Origin of the sequence: Dermabacter sp. HFH0086 (assembly GCF_000413375.1) — a bacterium.
Classification (GTDB): Bacteria; Actinomycetota; Actinomycetes; order Actinomycetales; family Dermabacteraceae; genus Dermabacter; species Dermabacter hominis.
In genome coordinates this window covers 1,438,402-1,454,518 of the sequence record NZ_KE340308.1, presented here as the reverse complement: position 1 = coordinate 1,454,518, position 16,117 = coordinate 1,438,402, and the positions used below count along the sequence as shown (strand labels likewise).

The following is a 16,117-nucleotide window of genomic DNA, read 5'->3' as shown; positions in this document are numbered from 1 at the left end:
TCTGACACCTTGAGGTCGATACTTATGCCCGACCTAACGACAAGCTATGCCAGCGTACACCCCATTCACTGTGCGACGTGCACTAGGCCAAGCTCAGCGGTGTGAGCAAGAACGCGATGCGAGGGCACAACGCGCACGGTGTAGCCCACCGACCCGAGGGTTTCGAGCGGGTGCTCGGCCGCATAGCGGCCATCCACGCCCTGCGTCATCGCCACGGTGGTGGGATCCTCAAGTTCGCCGTCCTCGTTCGCGGAGCCCACGACAAGTTGGACCTGGACGTCGTCGGCATGGATCTCCCCGAGCTCAACACTCGCGCTCACGGCGAGAACATCACCGTCAACCGAATCCTCGACCTCGCGAACACTCACGCCACCCCAGCCCTGCGCGAGCCGCTGCTTGTACTCAGCGAACTCGTGAGAAAGACCCTCATCGTTCGCAAACAGCGCAACCGACTGCGATGCCGGCGCATACAGCTGCTCGACATAATCGCGCACCATGCGAGTCGCGGTCACCTTCGGCGCGATTTCCATGAGGGAATTGCGTACCATCTGCAACCACTTCGCCGGAACGCCGCTCTCGTCCCTGTCGTAGAACAGCGGAACGATGCGGTTCTCGAGAATGTTGTAGAGGCTCTCCGCCTCGAGGCGGTCGCGCTCGGCGCGATCCTCGATGTCGACGGTTTCGATCGTCCAGCCCGCGTCGTCGGTGGCCATTTCATCCCACCAACCGTCGGAGGTCGAGAACGTGAGACCGCCGTTGAGCGCAACCTTCATGCCCGAGGTGCCTGAGGCCTCCTCCGGGCGAATTGGATTGTTGAGCCACACGTCCGAGCCGGACACGAGGTACTGCGCCATGCGAATGTCGTAGTCCGCGAGGAACACGATGCGGTGGCGCACGCCGTGATCGTCCGCAAACTGCACGAGGCGCTGCATGAACTCCTTGCCGGGGTAATCCGCGGGGTGTGCCTTGCCAGCCACGACGATCTGCACGGGCCGCTCCTCGTTGAGGAGGATTTCCCGCAGGCGCTCCGGCTGGCTCAGCATGAGCGTGAGGCGCTTGTAGGTGGAGACGCGACGCGCGAAGCCGATCGTGAGCACGTTCGGGTCGAGCACCGAATCAACCCAGCCAAGCTCGCCCGGGTGCGCACCGCGGCGCACCCACGAACGGCGTACATCTTCGCGCGCACGCTCGACAAGATTCGCGCGCAGCGTATTTCGGACATCGAGAAGTGCCTTGTCACTCAAGGTCCCAAGCTGCGACCAGTCGCTGCGCGCCGACAGGTCAATATCGCCGAACACGCTCTTGTACAGCGCATCCATGGGGCGCGAGATCCACGTGCGGCGGTGTACACCGTTCGTAATCGAGGTGATCGGCACCTCCGCCTCGTCGAAGCCCGGGTAAAGGTCCTTGAACATGCGGCGGCTCGTCTCGCCGTGGAGCTTCGCAACACCATTCGACCGCTGCGAGAGGCGGAACCCCATGTGCGCCATGTTGAAGATCTGCCCGCCATCCTCGACACCGAGCGCGAGCGCAGCCTCCACCGGCAGATTCGGGACGAGGCGTGAAATGCCGTTGCCGTCCGCATCGAGGAAGTGACGCAGCTGGCCCGCATCGAAACGATCGATACCGGCGGGAACGGGGGTGTGAGTGGTAAAGACCGAGCCCGCACGGGTCTTCGTGAGCGCCGCATCAAAACTCAGGCCCTTACCCATGAGCTGACCGATGCGTTCGAGGCCGAGGAAGCCCGCGTGGCCCTCGTTGAGGTGGAAGACGTCTCGCTCGCGGCGCCCCTCGAGCTCAGCAAACCGCTCGACGGCTCGCACACCGCCGATGCCGAGCACGATCTCCTGTTCAATACGGTGGAAGTGGTCGCCACCGTAAAGGCGGTCGGTGATCTGGCGGGCGCCCTCGTCGTTGCCTTCAACGTTCGTATCGAGGAGAAGCAGCGAGATGCGCCCCACCTGGGCCTTCCACAGAGCGATCGTGATGATCCGCTCGCCGGGGAACGTGACATTCACGCACACCTGGTCACCGTCGGCATCCGTCACGGGCACGACCGCGAGATCCTCAGTGACGTTCTGCTTGTAGTTTTCCTGCTGCCAACCTTCGCGGTTGAGCGACTGGGAGAAGTAGCCCCACTGATAAAGCAGACCCACGCCGATGAGGTCGACGCCGAGGTCCGAGGCGGACTTCAGGTGGTCACCGGCGAGGATGCCGAGACCACCCGAGTAGATCGGGAGGGTCGGGGTGATACCGAACTCCATCGAGAAGTACGCGATTGCCGGAGCGGCCGGCACCTCTTTCTGGAACCAGCGCTCACTCGTCATGTAGGTGTCGAGATCCTCGAGGCAGTCCTCGAGGGCAGAGCGGAACTTCGGATCAGCCGCAACCTCGCTGTAGCGGCGCGCGGGCACCATCCCGAGTTGCACAACGGGATTGCGGTTGCTCTCCTCGTACGCACGCGGATCGAGCGCCTCGAAAAGGTCGCGGGTTTCGGCGTTCCAGGTCCACCGAAGGTTGTAGGCGAGGGTGCGAAGCCCCTCGAGCTCGGCGGGGAGTTCTGACGTCACGGAAAGAGTACGAAGTGCCTTCATATCCCTTAAGGTAGCCGAGCCCGCCGCTTACCATGCATGTTCCGCATGAAAAGTTCTTGCGGAGTTTGCTTGAGGTTAGCGGCGGGCTCGACCACGGCGATCATTACTGGATATCGCGGATTTTCGAGCAGTCCCACGCGCACCAGAAGAGAAGCGCGAGCGTGACGAGGCTCTGGAGAACAGGAAGTGCGATTGGGAGCAGTGGAACCTCCGCATCTGTCTTCACAGCGTTGATGATGGAGCCGAGGATGCTCACCGTCTCAATAGACCACGAGTCGACGTTAAACGACAGGGGAATGAGGATGGACACCACACCCACGAGTTGCGATACCACGGCCCACATGAACACCGCGACAATCACAGGCCCCGCGACTCCAAGCCTGCCCAAGAACCCCTTACTTCCCACAAGCACGGCGAAATACACGTAGGCGAGGAACGACACGACCCCAAGCACTATCCACATGAGCCCGCACGTCAACACCACCGGGTGCTCGCGGAATAGTTGCCCGACTCCGGTCATGAGATCACCGAGGGCGAGGTCTCCTTTGGGTGCAAGACACGCGAACGAAAGAATCACCATCACGAGCGTCCCCACGACCGATACGAATAAAGCAAGCACGCCGCTCACGAGCTTCCCTGCCAAAAGGGCGAGCCCACCGACGGGCCACGTGCGAGTGACCGGGGCTTCACGCCCCACCATGCTCACGTAGAAATACCCCGCAAGCACTAGGCCGGTCGCAGCGACCAACAGGCCCGCAGCCATCCATACCCCCACAAAAGCAACCGGCTTGAGAGGCGCCACGAGGGCCCCTAGGCCGGAGAACGCGAGTGCCACCGCAATGCCTGCGAGCGTGGCCATACCTGTCATCGGTAACACGCGGCTCATATCGAGCCGCACAATGGTCCCGAAGCCAGGCAACCTCATGCTATCTGCGTGTGCGTTCATATCCATACACCTTCCTCAGTCGTTCGACGAGCCCGTCGCCCGTCTGTTCACGCAGTTCATCGGGACAGACATCGTCGACGATCTGACCGCGGCGCATGAGAAGCGCCCGATCCACGATCAACTCGAGATCCTGCACCATGTGCGAAGTAATAAGGAGAGAACAGTCGTCGCCGAGAGCCGCGATCACCTCGCGCAACGTTTGCTCGCGCGAAAGCGGATCAACGCCAGAGATCGGCTCATCGAGAAGAAATAGCCGCGCGTCGCGTGCCATGGCGAGCGCGATATGCGCCTTTTCCTGCTGCCCTTTACTAAGTTCATGCAGACGCCGCGTTGGCTCTATACCGAAGTTTTTGAGGATCGCGCGCGCCTTAGCCTCGTCGAAGTCCGCGAACACCTGCCCAAACACGCGCATGCAGGACTCGACAGTAAAGCGCGCTGGAAGCGCCGAACGATCCGGCAGGTAGCTCACCATCGATTTCGATCGTGGCCCGACTAATTCGCGCACACCCGCACTTCACCAGAATCCAGTCGAACGAGGCCCGCGACTGCCTTGAGGAAGGTCGATTTTCCACAGCCGTTCTCGCCGATCAGCCCGACGATGCTCCCAGGCTCGACATCGAGATCGACGCTGTCGAGGGCAATCGTTGCCCCGTAGGCCTTTGAAGCCTTGTCTACTCGCAAAAGTTGCGAAGTCATGGTTTTTCACCCTTTCGAGAGTGATTTAAGAGACGCTCACGGAAGAGCGTTTCAATATCCTGGGGCGAGAGTCCTAGCCCCGTGAGCTGCTCGAGTGCACGATCCGCAATCGCTTCACTCTCGCTAGTTTTGAGGTCATCCGTAGCGTCATCAGTGACGAGCACTATGCGCCCCGATGTTCGCTCGCTCTTGGTATGGCCCCGCCGGTCCATCTCGGCGAGGGCTTTCTGTACGGTGTTGGGGTTGACGCGATAGTCGAGGGCAAGGTCGCGAGTCGAAGGGACCTTTTGGCCCGCAATCCATTCGCCCGCCGCAATTTTTCGCGTGAACTCCTCGACCAGCTGGACCCACACCGGTCTCGAAGCATCGAAGTCCATCCACACCACCTTGTCTTACTGTATTACGTACTTAATACAGTAGCACAGATGTTAAGGCAAAGAAAACCCGGGACCTCGAAAGTCCCGGGTTTTTCGGTCGACTCCTTCGCTCAAAGGAGCGAGCGACGTTATTAGTCCCTCGTGAGGCGGCGATGCGTCACGCGATGCGGACGCGCGGCATCCTCTCCAAGACGCGCAACCTTGTTCTTCTCGTACGACTCGAAGTTGCCTTCAAACCAGTACCAATTCGAGGGGTTCTCCTCGGTGCCCTCGTAGGCAAGGATGTGGGTCGCAACGCGGTCAAGGAACCAGCGGTCGTGCGAAACGACCACGGCGCAGCCGGGGAAGTTCAAGAGCGCGTTTTCGAGTGAACTGAGGGTCTGCACGTCGAGATCGTTGGTCGGCTCGTCGAGGAGCAGCAGGTTGCCGCCCTGCTTAAGCGTGAGCGCGAGATTCAAGCGGTTGCGCTCACCGCCCGAGAGCACGCCGGCCTTCTTCTGCTGGTCCGGGCCCTTGAAGCCGAACTGCGACACGTAGGCACGCGAGGGAATCTCAACCTTGCCGACCTCGATGAAGTCGAGGCCGTCACTCACGACCTCCCACAGGTTCTTCTCGGGGTCGATGTTCTCGCGGTTCTGGTCGACGTAGCTGATTTTCACGGTCTCGCCGACCTTGAGCTCGCCACCGTCGAGAGGTTCGAGCCCCACGAGGGTCTTGAAGAGGGTGGTCTTACCCACGCCATTCGGACCGATCACGCCGACGATGCCGTTCGGTGGGAGCGAGAAACTCAGGCCGTCGATGAGAACGCGATCGCCGAAGCCCTTCTTAAGATTCTTCGCATCGATCACGACGTTGCCGAGGCGCGGGCCCGGCGGAATCGTGATTTCTTCGAAGTCGAGCTTGCGCATCGACTCGGCTTCCTTCGCCATCTCCTCGTAGCGAGCGAGGCGTGCCTTGGACTTTGCCTGGCGGCCCTTCGCGCTCGAGCGAACCCATTCGAGTTCTTCCTTGAGGCGCTTTTGGAGCTTTTGGTCCTTCTTGCCCTGAACCTCGAGGCGCTCTTGCTTCTTTTCGAGGTAGGTCGAGTAGTTGCCCTCGTACGGGTAGAGGTGGCCACGGTCGACCTCGGCGATCCACTCGGCGACGTGATCGAGGAAGTAGCGATCGTGGGTAATCGCGATAACGGCGCCCTCGTAGCTCTGCAGGTGCTTCTCGAGCCACAGAACTGACTCGGCATCGAGGTGGTTCGTGGGCTCATCGAGGAGGAGCAGATCGGGCTTTTGGAGGAGAAGCTTGCACAGCGCGACGCGACGGCGCTCACCACCGGACAGGTGCGTCACCGGCTCGTCACCCGGAGGGCAGCGAAGCGCGTCCATCGCCTGCTCGAGCTGCGAGTCGAGATCCCAGCCGTTCGCGGCGTCGATCTCCGTTTGAAGAGTGCCCATCTCGGCCATGAGCGCATCGAAATCCGCATCCGGCTCACCCATGAGCTCGCCGATTTCGTTGAAACGCTGGACCTTCGCGTAAAGCTCGCCCATGCCTTCCTGGACGTTCTCGAGGACGGTCTTCTCCTCGTTGAGCGGCGGCTCCTGAAGGAGAATGCCCACGCTGTAGCCGGGGCTGAGGCGCGCTTCGCCATTGCTCGGCTCGTCGAGCCCCGCCATGATCTTGAGGATGGTCGACTTACCCGCGCCGTTCGGGCCAACCATGCCGATCTTGGCGCCCGGGAAGAAGCTCATGGTGACGTCGTCAAGGATGACCTTGTCGCCCACTTGCTTGCGCGCCTTGTACATGGTGTAGATGAACTCTGCCAATGTCTCTCCATTTGACTCGTGGGTTGGTTCCCCCGCCATGCCGCCGGCTCGAGCCGCAGCGGCGGGCACAATGGTTTCAGTCTAACGGTGGCGCCTGCGTTTCAGCCGAGCGGAACCCCACGTTCGGTAAGGATTTCACGCGCGATTTCCCAGCCGGGTCGGTCGGGTTCGGCGGCGGTGTCCGACGCCACCGTGCGGTCATTGCGCGGCCAATAGTGGGCATCGATGCCGAGCTTGCGGGCGGCATCGACGTTTGACTGCAGGTCGTCGAAGAAGATCACGTTGCGAGGTTTGGCAACGCCGCCCGTTTCGTGCGCAATCGCGTCGAGGAGGATTTCGAAGATCTCGAGATCGGGCTTTTGGACCTTCTCTTCGGCGCTAATGATCGCGAATTCAAAGGGCTCGAACCATTCTTGCTGACGCACGTACTCGCCGAAGGGTGCGTTCGTGTTCGAGAGCAGTGCAATTCGCACCGAGTTGCGCGCGAGATCGTGAATAAGTTCGCGACTCCCCTTGGCGATCTGACCCCAGTACCGGTTATCGAGGTCGATGAGGGCTTCGATCTCCTCGGCGGTCGGCTCACCGATCGCCCCGGCCTCGCACACGGCCCGCCAATACTCGACGACCGAGATCTCCCCGCCGTCGAGCTTCACGCGCTCGCGCCAGTACACCTCACGAACCGATTCGTACTCGCCACCGACTTCGGCGTGAACGACCGGAACGGGATTGTGGTGGGCGGCGAGCACACCTCCGAAGTCGAACACCACCGTGAACTGAGTGACCGAATCCTGTGACCTGCGCCTTGCGCTTGCCATAACCTCTCCTTCGTGTCGTGTGCGTGTACCGACGCTGTTCTCGCTGCCTAACCGCACGTAGGCAGGCCCCTGATCGAACCCGTAGAAGCGATCTGTTCAACCGAGTTGATGGCATCCGAAAGCGTGTCGATCTTGACCACCTGAAGGCCCTTGGGGATGTGCCCGGTGACATCATCGCAATTGTCCGAAGGGGCGAGGAAATACTCGGCGCCGTCGGACCGCGCCCCGATCATTTTCTGGCGAATCCCGCCGATCGGGCCCACCGTGCCCTGCTCATCGATTGTGCCCGTGCCCGCGATCTTCTTGCCTCCCGTGAGATCGCCGGGCGTCATCTCGTCGTAGATCGCGAGGGCGAAGATCATGCCCGCACTCGGCCCGCCGATCCCGTCAAGCGCGAAGTTCACCTTCACTGGGAACTCGAAGCCGCGCGAGAGCACGATGCCGACAAGCGCCCGCTCCCCCTCGTAGCGCGGCATGAGCGCGAAGGACTTTTCTTCGCCTTTGCGTCGCACGGTCACGTTTACCTTCTGCCCTCGCGGCGTGCGGCCAATGGCCTCTCCAGCCGAAGCGACATCGGTGACCTGCTGGCCGTTGACCGTGAGCACGACGTCGCCGGGCTCGAGGCGATTAGCCGCCCCTCCATCGCTTCGCACGCCTGCGACGATGGTCGTCGTTGAGTACGAAATGCCCTGCTTCGCGAGCGCAGCGGCGATCGCTTCCTGCTGCGAGCCGTTCATCTCAACCGTGTTCATAAGGCTGTTGTCTTCGGCATCCGTATCGTCCGGGTAGAGAGCCTCAACTGGCATGATCGAGCGGTCCCGATCGAACCACGCGGACATGACACCGGCGAGCGGGATGTCATAGCCGGGAGACCCCTGGACCGACACGGTCGTCATGCGCAGTTCGCCTTCACTTGCGGCCCCATCGCGATTCTCGACGCTCACGATGTCCTTGCCCTCGTATTCGCCGAGCACGTTGAGTGAGGGGCCGGGCGATTCGACGACGTAGGGAGCGGGCAGCACGGCGGCAACCACGGTCATCACGACGAGCACGAGCGCCGAGAGGTTCACCGTCCATAGGCGGCGCCTGTACAGGCGCGCATTCGTGACACTCTCGGGAACGATCATGAGCTTCGATAGGGCATTTTTCACGCGGTCATTGTCCCAAAGATTCCGCGAAAGCGCCTGCATGCCCCTTCGCGGGAAGCGAAAACTGTACCCCTCGTTCCCCGCGGTCGATACGCTTGGGTAATCCGTGGTCGGCGGCCCGCCGCCTCAATCGACAGGAGCGCGCATGAGCGACGAGTCCAACGAAGAAAACCTCCGCAAGTTCCTCGAGGAGATTTTCCAGGGGCAGATTCCCCCGGGCGCACTCGAGGGTCTCGATCTTTCCGAGCTCGCGAAGAGCGCCGGCCTGCCCAGTGACCCGGCAATGCTGCGCATGGCAGCGATTCAGATGCAGTCACTTTTTGCCGCGGGCGGCGACGGCCCCGTCAATTGGAAACTCGGCCATGATCTCGCGCGCCAGGTCGCGGCCGGAAACGTCACTCTCCTGCCCACGGGCGCACTCCCGCAGATCGGCGGCACGTCAATCGGCACGGCCGGCGATCCAAACGTGGGCGACACCGAAGAACGCGCCCTGCGCGAAGCAGGCAACATCGCAGCACTGTGGCTTGCGGAGAAAACAGATTTCGCAGTCGTGAGCGACGCGGTCGAGTGCTGGAGCCGCGGTACATGGGTGAACCGCACGCTGCCGCGCTGGCAGAAAATCGTCGAGCCGGTCGCGCAATACATGGCCGAGGCGATCGGCGATGCTTTTGCGAAGCAGCTCGGCGAGCTGGGCGGTCTCGAGCAGCTTGGCAGCACCGGCCCCCTCGGCGCCATGGGCGGGGCCCTCGGCGACCCGAGCGCCATGATGAAGAAAATGGGCGGCACGATGTTCGGCCTCCAGTTTGGCCACGCGATCGGCTCAATTGCGCGCGAGGCGATCGGCGTGACCGACCTTTCGCTTCCGCTTTGGACCTTCTATGCCCCCGTGATCGTGCCCGCAAACCTCACCGATGTCCTCGAGGGCACAGAGCTTGACCTCGACGCGGCGCGCATCTTCTTTACCGCGCGCGAAATCGCCCACCAGACCCTCTTCAAGAGCGCGCCGTGGCTTCCGGAGCATCTGTTCACCGCGATCGAGGGATACGCGCGAGGCATCACCCTCGACATGGGGGCTCTCGAGGAGAAGATCCGCGACCTCGACGTCAACAATCCCGCGGCGATCAGTGCAACCAACCCCGAGGACATCTTCACGTTCACGCGCTCGGCTGAGCAGGAGCGCGCCCTGACCGAACTCACCACGACCCTCGCGCTTATCGAGTCGTGGGTCGATCTCGTCGTGACCGAAACCCTCCGCGACAAACTCCCCCGCCTCGACGCGATGCGCGAACTCGTCCAGCGCCGCCGCGCAACCGGCGGGAGCGCGCTCGACACCCTCACAAATCTCGTGGGCATCGAACTGCACCCGCGCTCGGTCAAGGAAGCGTACGCATGGTGGGAGTCAGTGCTCGCGACCGAAGGGATGCAGGGCCGCGAAAAGGTCTGGGCCCACCCGGATCTCCTCCCCAGCCCCGAGGTTCTCAGCGGGCGCCCGCAAGCGCCACAGGCACCCGTGCCCACGGAGGATTCCGACGGTGACGGGCTTCCCGACCTTCCCGAGTTCGGTTCGATGAACTCCGCCTCTCCCGATTTCGACGAGGAACTTCGCAAGCTGCTGGACGGCGAGTTCGACGGCCGCGGAGAGGAACCTGAGGATCCCCGAGGCGACGACGAAAACCCGAGCGACGAGCAGTGAGTCTGCCCGGCCGATTCCTCGCAGAACTCGAGACATGCACCCCTTCGCGTGAGAGGGAGCAGTTTCTCGCGCTTGCGGCCTCGAGCGAGAATGCACACCTCAAGTCGAGTGGGCCCGTGCATTTCACGGCTAGCGGAATCGTCATCGATGCCTCCGGCCGGTTCGTTGCGCTGCATCACCACCGCAAGGTCGGGGCATGGCTCCAATTCGGCGGGCATATCGACGCGGGCGAGGAGAGCTTCGAGGGGGCCGCGAGGCGCGAGGTTTTCGAGGAGTCGGGGCTTGAAGACCTCGAGATCGTGGGCAACGCTCCTTTTAAGCTCCATGCGCACACCCTCAATAAGAACTTCACCGTGTGCAGCGAGCACTGGGATGTGCAGTACCTCATGCGCGCGGCAGTGACTCCCACGGGGCCCACGGATGCCCTGAGACTGAGCGAGGAAAGCAACGACGTGCGCTGGTGGAGGCTCGATGCGCTCCCGGCAGGCGTCGTACCTGACCTCGTTCCTACACTCGAACGGCTCCGCACCTGATCCCACAGCGTCCTCCTGCCGCGTTTCCGCTCAACTGTTTGAGGTGCGCACACGCGACCGGGCGAGGCCGGATCAGCGGACTGGGGGCATCAATCTTCATCCCGAGCTGAGCGCTGGGCAAATACGTACCCCTCGAGGAACCCATTCGCGCGCTCATGCTCGGGGTAAGAAGCCTCGAGGGTGCGGAAGGCCCGCGAGTGATTCGGTTCGAGAAGGTGGGCGAGCTCGTGCACAAGGACCGACTCGATCACGTATGTCGGCATGCCCTGCAGGACGTGTGAAAGACGTATTGAGCCATCCGCGCTCGTGCATGATCCCCAGCGCTTGCCTTGGTTTGTTACCCATCGCACGCTCGAAGGCTCTGGCACGCTCGGCAGGTACTTTTCCCTCAACGCACGGGCGAGCGCCATGAGGTCCTCGTCACTCGCAACTGCCGGCTCAGCGCGGTTGCCGTACTTCGCATACATGTCGCGCGCCCACTTGCGCGTCTCACGTGCCGAAAGTCTCGCGGGCACAAGCAACTCAAACACTCCGCCCCTGCGACGTGCGGTGATGGTTTTGCGACGGCGAGCTGAGCGAACCACGTCGATGGGCTCGCCGATGCCGTCGAGGTGGAGTTGTTCGCGTTCGGGTCGTCGGTGGGGCACGCAGCGAGTGTAGTGCGCGCGAGCTTGACAAGCACCCCGGTGTTGTGGATAAGCGAGGAAGTGCGGGGACTCCCGTCCCCTTTGTGACGAATTTTGCGGACTGCAACACATGTTGCAAGAAATTAATATTCACCACCGAGAAGCAGCATTCGCGCAGGTCAACATCACCGTTAGACCCCTATACCCGATTATCCACACACACTTTCCACACAGGTTCAAGGGGTGTCCACAACAACACCAAAGTTATCCACATTCACTCCCCGTCGTCGCTTTGACCCAGCCCGCCCCTGGCACTACATTCGATGAAGAAGCGATCCTCCGGGAAAACAAACGCTCGTGGGCGGGGAAGGCCTATGTGCGTTAAGCGCCCCCGGAGGATCGCCCCTTTTTTTATAGACAGCCGACACCTAAGTCTCCGGAACACCTCCTCAACCAGCCGTACTTGCGAACCATTCCCAAAAAGGGCTCTGACGTGCGGTTTCTTTGTCTCATACGCGGAGTGTTGAGTTCTCAAGGGCCCGAAATTGCCTATACAGTGGCGAGGAACAATGAGTTCATCACAATCCCTAGGAGCAACCATGGCTGACGAAACCTACACGGGCGAGTTCTACTGCGTGAAGTGCCGCGCGAAGCACGAAGCAACCGGCACCATCCAGGTCAACGACAAGGGCCGCCGCGCGGCAAAGGCTGAGTGCCCCGAGTGCGGCACGAAGCTCAACCGCTTCCTCCCCAGCAAGTGAGGCACGCGAGCGCACATTCGCTCGCCGTCCCCGCGAACAAAAAGAACCGGCGCCACGGTGGCGCCGGTTCTTTTTACGTGCGTTCAGCGAGCCTCGCTGATAATCGCGAGAACCTCCTCACCGAACTGGGTGAGCTTCGTCTGCCCCACGCCGGGCACCTGGTGAAGCTCCTCGAGGCTTCCGGGCGCTCGATCCGCGATCGCGAGCAGAGTCGAATCGGTAAACACCGCGAAAGCAGGACGCTTGAGCTCGCTCGCGCGCTCGCGACGCCACGCACGTAGTCTCCCGAAGAGCTCCGCGCTCTCCTCTCCCCCGCACTCCGCGTGGCGCCCGACTTTCTGTTCACCAGGCGTTGTGAGAGCCTCGCCGCACCCCTTGCACGTCGTGAACACACGTGCACCGCGCCGACCCGTCGTCCGCTTCATCGCCACGCGTTCAGCAGCGCCTTCGTCGCGGTGATCGAAAGCCCCCGCGATAAACCGAGAGGCCTTCCTCGATGCCTTCGCGCCCTCGGCCCGTGCCGCGGCCCAGGTGACGGTAAGGACGTCGCGCGCACGCGTCAGGGCGACGTAGAACAACCGGCGTTCTTCTTCGATTTCCTTGTCGGTCTTCGCGTATGAGATGGGGAACGTCCCCTCACTCGCTCCCACGACAAACACCACTGGCCACTCAAGGCCTTTTGCCGCGTGCACCGTTGCAATCGTGACGGCCTCGCTCACGGGGGCGCTTTGCGCCTCGCGGCGCTCCTCGAGCTCAGCCACGACGTCTTTCAGGCTCGCTCCCGCACGCTCGGCAATCGAGTCAGCCACCTGCACGAGTGCATTGAGAGAAGCCCACCGCTCGAAGATCGCCCCGCGGGATTCGGGAGCCTTCGGCGACCAGCCGCGCGAGGACAGGACATCGCGAACGACACGGCCCACATCCGGGTCGTTGCCTCCGCCCGTGCCTAGCGCCGCCCGCAGAGCACTCATCGCCTCGTGCACCTCGCGGCGCTCGAAGAACTTCTGGCCGCCGCGCACCTGGTACGCGACCCCCTCGCGGTCGAGAGCATCCTCGAACCGCTCGCTGTGAGCATTGACGCGCAAGAGAATGGCGATCTCGCTCGCATTCCTGCCCTTCGCGAGAAGCTCGGCAATCGAGCGCGCAACCTCACGCGCCTCAACTGTTTCATCGGGGTAGCCAACGACGAGGGGCCGGGTGGCGTCGGACCGCTGCGCCCGAAGCTCCACGTGCGAGTCCCTGCCCTCTTGTGCCCGCGCGAGCACAGCGTTCGCGACCTGGACGATTTGCGGACTCGAGCGGTAATTGCGCTCGAGCCGGATCACGTTCGCGCGGGGGAATTCCTTCCTGAATTCGAGCAGATAGCTCGAATCCGCTCCCGCGTACGAGTAGATGGTCTGTGCGGCATCACCCACGACGCACACGTCGCTCGCGTTGCCAAGCCACGCACGCAAAAGCCGGAACTGCAGGGGGGAGATGTCCTGATACTCGTCGACCGTGAAGTGACGGTACTGGGAGCGCACGGCGTGCGCCATCTGCGGATGCTCTTGAATCATCGTGGCCGTCAGCAAAAGAACATCGGCAAAGTCAATGAGGTGAAGCTCGGTTTTCAGGTCCTCGTACTGGGTCATAATCCGCGCGAGAGTGCGCGGCTCGAAACCTGCAACTCCCGCCCGAGAAAGACGCGCCGCCGCGAGCGGGTACTCCTCGGGAACGATCATCGAGGATTTCGCCCACTCGACCTCGGCGGAGATGTCGCGAAGGGCCGCCGGATCCACACGCATGTGCAGACGGCTCATGGCCTGCCCTACGAGCGGCAGGGTTCGGTCCACGAGGTCCGGGGCCGGGCCTCCGACGGTTGACGGCCAAAAGTAGGTGAGCTGCCTGAGCGCCGCGGAGTGGAACGTTCTGGCCTGGACGGCCGGCACACCCAGGTCACGCAGACGGGAACGCATCTCGGCAGCCGCCTTGGTGGTGTACGTCAGTGCGAGAACGTGGTTGGGCGCGTAGCCCCCACTGGCAATCGCGTAGGCGATGCGGTGGGTGATCGCCCGTGTTTTGCCCGTGCCGGCGCCCGCGAGAACACACAGTGGCGCGCCAACGGACTGGGCGACCTGGCGTTGCTCGGGGTCGAGACCCTCGAGGATGTGCTCGGCACCTCTCATCTCCGCAGTGCTCACGCGAGCTCCCCCTTCCTCCATGCGTCGATCATCGAGTGTGCGATTGACGTGGGCGATGGCAGGCGTAACTCCCCGCGCTCGAGGGCTCCCGTGAGTTCATCTCGCGTGAACCATGTGGCGCTCGCGAGCTCCTCGCGCTGGAGGGTGATGCTCGTACCGCTGCCTTTCGCAAGGCGCGAGGTGAACGCCACCATGATCGAGCGTGGGAACGGCCACGGTTGGGAGCCGAAATAGTTGATGTCACCGATGATGAGCCCCGTTTCTTCATGAACCTCGCGTTTGAGGGCATCCTCGAGGTCTTCTCCGGGTTCGACAAAGCCCGCGAGCGCCGAGACCATGCCGCCCGTGAAGCTGCGATTGTTGGCGAGCAGCACGCGATCATCGTGGTCGCGAACGAGAGTGATCACGGCGGGGTCGGTGCGGGGGAAGGAATCATGGCCGTTATCGCATGACTGCGACCATCCTCCGCGGGTCATTTTTACGGGGCTGCCGCAGCGCGCGCACGCGCGCGAGTCTCGATGCCACGTGAGCATTCCCACGGCGCTGAGTGCGAGGCTTCTCTCACGCGGGGAAAGCATGGGCGCGACCTCGCGGATGCTTCGCATGTGCACGTCGCTCGGGGGCGTCATGCCCGCGCCGTCAAGGCTTCTTTCGTGGCAGGCCCAGGCCTCGCCATCCTGCCACGGGCCGAGAAACACAGCGCCCGGAGCCTCGGGCATCCACAGGCGAACGTCGCCGTCCGAACACTCCTGCACCGCCACCGTGTCGCCGTGAACGACAACCGCGCGCCGCTCGAGTGTCGCGTGGGAGGGAGCGGGAATTCCTCGCGCATCATCTGGTGCCACGAAGTGGGACGTGAGGTACGTGTGAGGAAAATTCATGGGCGCTCGCATGTGTCCCACAGTATCCAACCCGCAGACAATGGATACGGTTAGGGGGTGAGACGAAATTCCTATGCACTGGCTGCCCTTGCCACGGCCGGGATTCCAGGTGTGATCCCCGTGGCCACTTCCGCGACCACCCCAGAGGGTGAGGAGATCGAGTCTGCACTCGTGCGTGACACGCAGGAACGACTGTGGGTCGTGAGCGCCCCCTCGACCCCCACTGCGGGCGCGCGTCTCGCGAAAGAAATTGGTGTACTCGAAGCGCTCTCGCGTACCGAGCTCGCTCCTTACCTGCAGGCGCCTCAGGGGTTTGCGTCGATACCCGAGGGCGGTCGCGCAGCCATCGCCCTCGCGCTCGAGGGGGTCCCGCTGCACCTCGATGAAGTCAGTCACGACCACGTGCTCGCCGCGAACGTCGGCCGCGCTATCGCGACGATCCACAACACTCCGAAAGCCGCGTGCCAGGCCTCTGGAGTCGAGGAATTCACCGCGGAGGAGATCCGCTCGAACTACCGCGCGAGCGTCGAGCGTGCCCGCGACCGTCACCCGATCCCCTCGGCCGTGGCACAGCGATGGACCCACTTGCTTGCCGATGATTCACTGTGGCAGTTCACGCCGCGTTTCACCCACGGCACTTTGAACGAAGACACGACCCTCACCACAGGCACCGAAATCTCTGGCTTTACCGGCTGGGAAAACGCGCAGGTTGCTGATCCGGCTCGTGATCTCACATGGATGCTCCACGGCCTCGACCCGGAAGCGTTCGACGCCTTCTTCACGGCGTATTGCGCGAACCTCGATGTGCGCCCGGATGCACGCCTCCAGGAGCGCACTCAGCTCGTCGGCGAGTTCGCCGTTCTCGAGTGGCTACTGTCGGGAAGCGACACCGACGATCAGTCAATCGTTGCCGATGCCCTCGAAATGCTGCGCGAGGTTGATGATGACCTCGCCGAACTTGCCCGCCGGGAAGCAGAGCACGAGTTCGATGAACTTGCCTCTCACGACCCCGAGATCACGCCCGAGCGCTAGCGCCTTTCAGCCCATACGCAT

15 protein-coding genes are annotated in these 16,117 nt (G+C 62.7%); 4 read left to right on the top strand and 11 right to left on the bottom strand.

Translation table 11 applies throughout. From position 1 onward, the window contains the following. Positions 1 to 65: 65 nt before the first annotated feature. From glgP to HMPREF1484_RS06360, 8 genes are all read right to left on the bottom strand, one after another. A complete protein-coding gene (glgP, locus tag HMPREF1484_RS06390) occupies positions 66 to 2,594 on the bottom strand; it encodes an alpha-glucan family phosphorylase (RefSeq protein WP_016664216.1) in 2,529 nt (842 codons plus the stop codon). Positions 2,595 to 2,697: 103 nt separating this feature from the next. Then, positions 2,698 to 3,540 (bottom strand): hypothetical protein, encoded by an 843-nt coding sequence (locus HMPREF1484_RS06385; protein ID WP_147594899.1) that lies wholly within the window; start codon positions 3,538 to 3,540, stop codon positions 2,698 to 2,700. Further along, positions 3,521 to 4,012 (bottom strand): ATP-binding cassette domain-containing protein, encoded by a 492-nt coding sequence (locus tag HMPREF1484_RS06380; protein WP_051120641.1) that lies wholly within the window; start codon positions 4,010 to 4,012, stop codon positions 3,521 to 3,523. Before HMPREF1484_RS06380 ends, HMPREF1484_RS06385 begins: the two co-directional genes overlap by 20 nt. Positions 4,013 to 4,032: 20 nt before the next feature. Then, positions 4,033 to 4,236, bottom strand: coding sequence for an ATP-binding cassette domain-containing protein (locus HMPREF1484_RS11895; RefSeq protein WP_016664213.1), 204 nt, complete (start codon positions 4,234 to 4,236; stop codon positions 4,033 to 4,035). Next, entirely contained in the window at positions 4,233 to 4,613 is a 381-nt protein-coding gene (locus HMPREF1484_RS06375) for a GntR family transcriptional regulator (protein ID WP_016664212.1), read from the bottom strand. Before HMPREF1484_RS06375 ends, HMPREF1484_RS11895 begins: the two co-directional genes overlap by 4 nt. 131 nt (positions 4,614 to 4,744) lie before the next feature. After that, positions 4,745 to 6,427 carry an energy-dependent translational throttle protein EttA gene (ettA, locus tag HMPREF1484_RS06370; RefSeq protein WP_016664211.1) on the bottom strand — a complete coding sequence of 561 codons (1,683 nt, stop codon included), beginning with the start codon at positions 6,425 to 6,427 and terminating at the stop codon, positions 4,745 to 4,747. A 101-nt stretch (positions 6,428 to 6,528) separates the two neighbouring features. Further along, on the bottom strand, positions 6,529 to 7,242 hold the full coding sequence (locus HMPREF1484_RS06365; RefSeq protein ID WP_016664210.1) for an HAD family phosphatase: 714 nt from the start codon (positions 7,240 to 7,242) through the stop codon (positions 6,529 to 6,531). Positions 7,243 to 7,289: 47 nt separating this feature from the next. Next, positions 7,290 to 8,393 carry a PDZ domain-containing protein gene (locus HMPREF1484_RS06360; RefSeq protein ID WP_172620174.1) on the bottom strand — a complete coding sequence of 368 codons (1,104 nt, stop codon included), beginning with the start codon at positions 8,391 to 8,393 and terminating at the stop codon, positions 7,290 to 7,292. A gap of 142 nt (positions 8,394 to 8,535) precedes the next feature. On the opposite strand from HMPREF1484_RS06360, the gene HMPREF1484_RS06355 reads away from it, so the two are divergent. Both HMPREF1484_RS06355 and HMPREF1484_RS06350 read left to right on the top strand, forming a co-directional pair. Next, positions 8,536 to 10,083, top strand: a complete 1,548-nt coding sequence (locus HMPREF1484_RS06355) for a zinc-dependent metalloprotease (protein WP_016664208.1) — start codon at positions 8,536 to 8,538, stop codon at positions 10,081 to 10,083. Then, positions 10,080 to 10,616, top strand: a complete 537-nt coding sequence (locus tag HMPREF1484_RS06350) for an NUDIX hydrolase (protein WP_016664207.1) — start codon at positions 10,080 to 10,082, stop codon at positions 10,614 to 10,616. Before HMPREF1484_RS06355 ends, HMPREF1484_RS06350 begins: the two co-directional genes overlap by 4 nt. Before the next feature lie 89 nt (positions 10,617 to 10,705). Here the strand turns inward: HMPREF1484_RS06350 and HMPREF1484_RS06345 are convergent, their stop codons facing one another. Beyond that, entirely contained in the window at positions 10,706 to 11,263 is a 558-nt protein-coding gene (locus tag HMPREF1484_RS06345) for a M48 family metallopeptidase (RefSeq protein WP_232049690.1), read from the bottom strand. Between the two features lie 578 nt (positions 11,264 to 11,841). Here HMPREF1484_RS06345 and HMPREF1484_RS11685 point away from each other — a divergent pair. After that, the gene (locus HMPREF1484_RS11685; protein ID WP_016664205.1) at positions 11,842 to 12,003 is read left to right on the top strand and encodes a DUF5679 domain-containing protein; all 162 of its coding nucleotides are present in this window, start codon (positions 11,842 to 11,844) and stop codon (positions 12,001 to 12,003) included. 83 nt (positions 12,004 to 12,086) lie between these two features. On the opposite strand, the gene HMPREF1484_RS06340 is transcribed toward HMPREF1484_RS11685, so the two are convergent. Together HMPREF1484_RS06340 and nudC are read right to left on the bottom strand one after the other, a co-directional pair. After that, complete coding sequence (locus HMPREF1484_RS06340) at positions 12,087 to 14,183, bottom strand: ATP-dependent DNA helicase UvrD2 (RefSeq protein WP_016664204.1); 2,097 nt, start codon at positions 14,181 to 14,183, stop codon at positions 12,087 to 12,089. Further along, the gene (nudC, locus tag HMPREF1484_RS06335) at positions 14,180 to 15,064 is read right to left on the bottom strand and encodes an NAD(+) diphosphatase (RefSeq protein WP_016664203.1); all 885 of its coding nucleotides are present in this window, start codon (positions 15,062 to 15,064) and stop codon (positions 14,180 to 14,182) included. Before nudC ends, HMPREF1484_RS06340 begins: the two co-directional genes overlap by 4 nt. Before the next feature lie 120 nt (positions 15,065 to 15,184). Here nudC and HMPREF1484_RS06330 point away from each other — a divergent pair, with 120 nt between their 5' ends. Continuing rightward, a complete protein-coding gene (locus HMPREF1484_RS06330) occupies positions 15,185 to 16,096 on the top strand; it encodes a phosphotransferase (RefSeq protein ID WP_051120639.1) in 912 nt (303 codons plus the stop codon). Positions 16,097 to 16,117: the final 21 nt, after the last annotated feature.